The sequence below is a fragment of the Candidatus Sordicultor fermentans genome, from assembly GCF_012728195.1.
In the GTDB taxonomy this organism is placed as follows: domain Bacteria; phylum Atribacterota; class Atribacteria; order Atribacterales; family Caldatribacteriaceae; genus Sordicultor; species Sordicultor fermentans.
In genome coordinates this window covers 1-4,647 of the sequence record NZ_JAAYFP010000104.1, presented here as the reverse complement: position 1 = coordinate 4,647, position 4,647 = coordinate 1, and the positions used below count along the sequence as shown (strand labels likewise).

Here is a 4,647-nt window from a genome sequence, read left to right as displayed (position 1 = left end):
TGATAGAAGCTTATCTGGGAGGTCAGGCGTTTGGTGGTGCGATAGCGAATGTGCTTTTCGGACGTGCTAACCCCTGTGGTAAGCTGGCTGAAACCTTCCCTAAAACATTATCCCATAACCCCTCACACCTGAATTTTCCAGGCGAAGGTGATAGGGTGGAATATAGAGAAGGTCTGTTTGTGGGTTACAGGTATTATGATGCCAAGAAGATAGAGCCACTATTTCCTTTTGGCTATGGATTGAGCTATACCACTTTTGAATACACAGATATCTCAGCAGACAAAAAAGAGATTAATGAGAGAGATACAGTTACAGTGAAGGCCAAAGTGAAGAATACAGGGAATATGACCGGTAAAGAAATAGTGCAGCTTTACGTTAGAGATATAGAACACAGCGTCATAAGGCCAGAAAAAGAGCTTAAAGAATTCTGCAAAGTGGAACTTGCTCCCGGGCAGGAGGCAACTGTTGAGTTTGTACTGGATAAAAGGGCTTTTGCTTATTACAATGCCGATATTAAAGATTGGCATGTAGAAAGTGGAGATTTTGAAATACTGATAGGCAGTTCCTCTAAGGATATAGTATTAAGAGAAACGATAAAAGTGAATTCCACTGTACGGATAAAGAGACAGTTTACCAGGAATTCACTTTTAGGCGATATAATGGCTGACCCGGCTGCTTTTCAGGTAATGAAAGAATTAGCTACGCAGTTGAATATACCGCTGGGTGTCGAAGACATGGCATCAGATGAGACGATGGCAGCTATTTTAAAATACACGCCGCTCAGAGCACTGGTGGCGTTTTCTGGGGGTGCATTTACTGAAGATATGATGAACATGCTGATTAATAAATTAAACGAGATTGGTTAATTTTTGAGTAGCTCATTCTCTGGAAGTTAAAGGAGATATTGTTGATAATCTGATAAATCGCCGGATATGTTGCTCCATATTATTGGCTGTAAACTGCACTATTTCGGTAAATAGCTGATAGGGGCTCCATACCCGGCACCTCAAGCCATCACTAACCCTCCATAGAGGAGTAATTTTAATACCCGATTAAACCAGAAGATTGAACGCTAATTTTAATTTGAAAATAAGTTAAATTTTTTTATATAAAAACTTGACTTATAGTTAACTCAAGGACTTATACTGGAAATGGTTGCAGCTATCTTGCATTTTTAGAATTATAAAACTGTGATTGGCTGTATTAAATCTATAGAAAGTGAAGATTTAGTAGATGAAATATGTAAAGTCTGGAAGCACCGGCCTGGTTTTGTCCTGGCTCTTGAGTTCTGGTTTTTGTGTACCACAGTGGGAATTGTACCGTGGTTGTTGAACAAGGAATACAGTCGTTCCCATTATAAAAAGAGCTCTTGATTCAGGTATCAATTTTTTCGATGCGGCGAATGTGTATTCAGATGGAACGAGTGAAGAGATTACTGGAAGCACTATAAAAGACTATGCAAAACGGCAGAAATCGTCATTGCTACAGTTTCTGCTGGTGTGTTTGTTATATGGTGGAGTGGAAACTATAATATTGTAGGGAGGAAAAGACATGAAGATTTCAGAAGTGAGCAAGAAATTTGGTGTTTCAGAGCACACTCTCCGTTATTATGAGCGTATTGGGCTGCTTCCGCCCGTGAACCGGGATGAGAAAGGGATTAGAGATTATACAGAAGAAGATTGTGAATGGATTAGTTTCATTAAATGCATGCGGGCAGCCGGTCTTTCTATCAAAACATTGATTGAGTACGTAACCATGTTTCAGGAGGGAGATTCGACAATCAGAGAGAGGAAAAATCTTTTAGTAGAAGAACGCCAACAGCTTGCTGAAAGAATTGAAGAAATGAGACAAACCCTGGAACGCCTGGATAAAAAAATTGAAAGGTATGAAGACAGACTTGTAAAATATGAAGAAAAATTGAAATCTTTCTCCGATTTGGTTGCTTCTAGTGAATGAGTCTCTAATGGTTAAAAAGAAATACTCAATATCATAAAAGCGATGTGCTTTTCATTTAACCATCCTGGTTTTTTTGTTGTCTGGAACCAGTTGGCACCATTATCGGTTTTTATTAACTGGAGCTGAATTTTAATTTTCTCTGAATTTCTTCACCTTTTCTGTATTTTTCACCTTGGCTCGACAAAAATAAAAGGATGGTTTAAGCTGTGTCTGGAATATTGTTTTGTTGCTCTGAGCTGGTTTTGCCGGTATAAGTGCTTTATTCAGAAAAGCAGGTATAGTCCATCTTTATTTAGCCTTTCTCCCGGCTACCCGGGAGAAAGGCAGAGTTTGATGAGGTGAATTTCTCTGGAAGAAGGGGTCATCTTTAACTATAAAAAGATGAAGACCTTTAAACTCTTATACTCAGGATGTTATCTACTATGTTCTATTTGATGAAAAATAGGGGAGGAAATATTATATGAGGCAAATTCTATCGGTTTGTGGTCTCTGTGCAATGAATGCCATTTTTTTGATACAGAATGCCAGGGTTGTTATGCAGTTGAAGGAAAGACTTTCTGGGCAAAGGCATCCTCTCCAGATGCAATCTGTCTTTTATACAAATGCGCAGTCATTGATAACAACTATAATAGTTGTGGGCAGTGTTCTGAACTTCCCTGTAAGAAATTTATCGACTTAAAAGATCCCGAGATTTTCGATGAACAACATTACAAATCTATCGATGAAAGAGCTTCAAGGTTAAAAGATAAGGAAGGCCAAATGAGAAAAAAACAATGGTATGAGACTCTTTTTGAAAACTATGCAGAAAAATACGATAAGGAGTGTTTTACTCAGGGAACGATTGGCGAATGCGATTTTCTTGAAAAAGAATTGAATTTCGACAAGTCGCTCAAAATAATAGATATTGGCTGTGGCACGGGACGACATGCTATAGAGCTCTCAAAACGTGGTTATTCAGTAACAGGTATTGATTTATCTGAATCGATGCTCGCTAGAGCACAAGAAAAAGCTTTGAAAAATAATCTCAAAATAAATTTTCTAAAATGTGATGCCCGTAATTTGCCTTTTAACCAGGAATTTGATGTTGCCATAATGCTTTGCGAGGGGGCATTCCCTCTGATGGAAACAGATGAGATGAATTATGAAATTTTGAAGAATGTTTCCAGAGTATTAAAAAGCAAGGCTAAATTTATATTTACAACACTTAATGGGCTATTTCCGCTCTATCACTCGATAGGCGACTTTCACACCCAAAATGCAAAAGAAGATGACGTGGCATATGACCGTAAACATTTTGACCTGATGACTTTTCGCGATTATAGCATAACCACTGTTATTGACGACCATGGAGTTGTAAAAAAACTGGAATGTAATGAGAGATATTATGTACCGAGTGAAATAACATGGCTACTCAAAACCCTCGGTTTCTCGAAAATTGAGATATTCGGTGCAAAACTCGGAGCGTTTTCGAGAGAAGATAAATTGACTCCGGAAGATTACGAAATGCTGGTGATTGCTGAAAGATGAATTTTGGATTTAGGAGGGAAGTTTTGAAGAAATTATAATAAGAGGGGTGGAAAGCCATTGAAGTATTTTAAAAAGATAGTGGGTGAGCGGTTATATTTATCACCAATAAATATTGAAGATGTAGAGAAGTATACAGAATGGCTAAACGATCTTAATGTTACCATTAATTTATCTTTTTCTCCCTACATTTTTTCACTGGAGAGGGAAAAAGAAGCGTTAGAAAAGCTAAGTAAAGAAGGTTATAATTTTTCCATTGTTAGCTTGAGTAAAGATGAATTGATTGGCAGTTGTGGCTTGTCAGAGGTCAACCACATAAACAGGACGGCTGAGGCAGGAATATTTATTGGTGATAAAAATTACTGGAACAAAGGATACGGAACGGAAGCAATGAATTTATTGCTCGATTATGCGTTTAACTTATTGAATTTAAATAGCGTATTTTTACGGGTCCATTCGTTTAATAAACGAGCAATTAAATGCTATGAAAAATGTGGATTTAAAGAGATTGGCATGAGAAGAGAAGCATATATTGTCGGAAATAAAAAATATGACCACATATATATGGACATATTAGCCAGTGAATTTAATGGTAAGATTCAAAATATTATTGATGAAAGCTGAGATGAGTAGATATACAGATAGACCTGAACCAGAGCCTTATTTTCCTTGCAAGAGGTGCATCTATCCTGTAAATGGCAATAAAGCCGGGGGTCTCCCCCTTTCTTTTTTGTGTCATTCTGGCATACCCCCCCACAAGATAAAAATAGAACCACCTACGGCATGAGATTAAAAGATGTGAAGAACGAAAACCTACTGAGGAAGAAAAGGCATCTTCCTGCCTACGGTGTGAGCAAAGAAGAAAAAGATTAAAAAAAACGTGAGAATGAAAAACTAACTGAGGGAGAAAGCACCCCTCGGTAAAAGCATGGATTCCCACCTCTTCGTCACCCCTGAACGCCTCCACCAGGGGTCCACAGTCTTTTAAACCAAAGAAAAAGCAAAAACTTGGATGCCTGATTAAAGATTTCAGGCATGACAGAAAAGTACTATAAGGGGGCGGCGCCCCCTTATAACCCCCAAAAAAGAGAAAAGAGAAAAGACAAAAGAAAAAGATCATAAATAACACGGATAAAAACCTCCGTGTCCGTCACCCCTGAATGTATT

General features: G+C 38.1%; 6 protein-coding genes and 1 pseudogene. All 7 read left to right on the top strand.

The genetic code is table 11. From position 1 onward, the window contains the following. A partial coding sequence (locus GXZ17_RS04960) for a fibronectin type III-like domain-contianing protein (RefSeq protein WP_409376179.1) occupies positions 1–866 on the top strand: 866 nt, incomplete at its 5' end. A 324-nt stretch (positions 867–1,190) separates the two neighbouring features. After that, a complete protein-coding gene (locus GXZ17_RS04955; protein WP_409376178.1) occupies positions 1,191–1,373 on the top strand; it encodes a hypothetical protein in 183 nt (60 codons plus the stop codon). After that, the gene (locus tag GXZ17_RS04950) at positions 1,354–1,539 is read left to right on the top strand and encodes an aldo/keto reductase (RefSeq protein ID WP_409376181.1); all 186 of its coding nucleotides are present in this window, start codon (positions 1,354–1,356) and stop codon (positions 1,537–1,539) included. Before GXZ17_RS04955 ends, GXZ17_RS04950 begins: the two co-directional genes overlap by 20 nt. 12 nt (positions 1,540–1,551) lie before the next feature. Further along, positions 1,552–1,956, top strand: coding sequence for a MerR family transcriptional regulator (locus tag GXZ17_RS04945; RefSeq protein WP_409376177.1), 405 nt, complete (start codon positions 1,552–1,554; stop codon positions 1,954–1,956). A 480-nt stretch (positions 1,957–2,436) separates the two neighbouring features. Beyond that, positions 2,437–2,613 (top strand): annotated as a pseudogene (locus tag GXZ17_RS04940) (DUF3795 domain-containing protein); the annotation flags it as partial. Between the two features lie 102 nt (positions 2,614–2,715). Then, positions 2,716–3,483 (top strand): class I SAM-dependent methyltransferase, encoded by a 768-nt coding sequence (locus tag GXZ17_RS04935; protein WP_409376180.1) that lies wholly within the window; start codon positions 2,716–2,718, stop codon positions 3,481–3,483. 57 nt (positions 3,484–3,540) lie between these two features. Beyond that, a complete protein-coding gene (locus GXZ17_RS04930; RefSeq protein WP_409376176.1) occupies positions 3,541–4,104 on the top strand; it encodes a GNAT family N-acetyltransferase in 564 nt (187 codons plus the stop codon). Positions 4,105–4,647: the final 543 nt, after the last annotated feature.

What these genes read in the sequence shown, in the direction of transcription:
- GXZ17_RS04945 (WP_409376177.1), top strand. Translation starts at nt 1,552, where the DNA reads ATGAAGATTTCAGAAGTGAGCAAGAAATTTGGTGTTTCAGAGCACACT.
- GXZ17_RS04935 (WP_409376180.1), top strand. Translation starts at nt 2,716, where the DNA reads ATGAGAAAAAAACAATGGTATGAGACTCTTTTTGAAAACTATGCAGAA.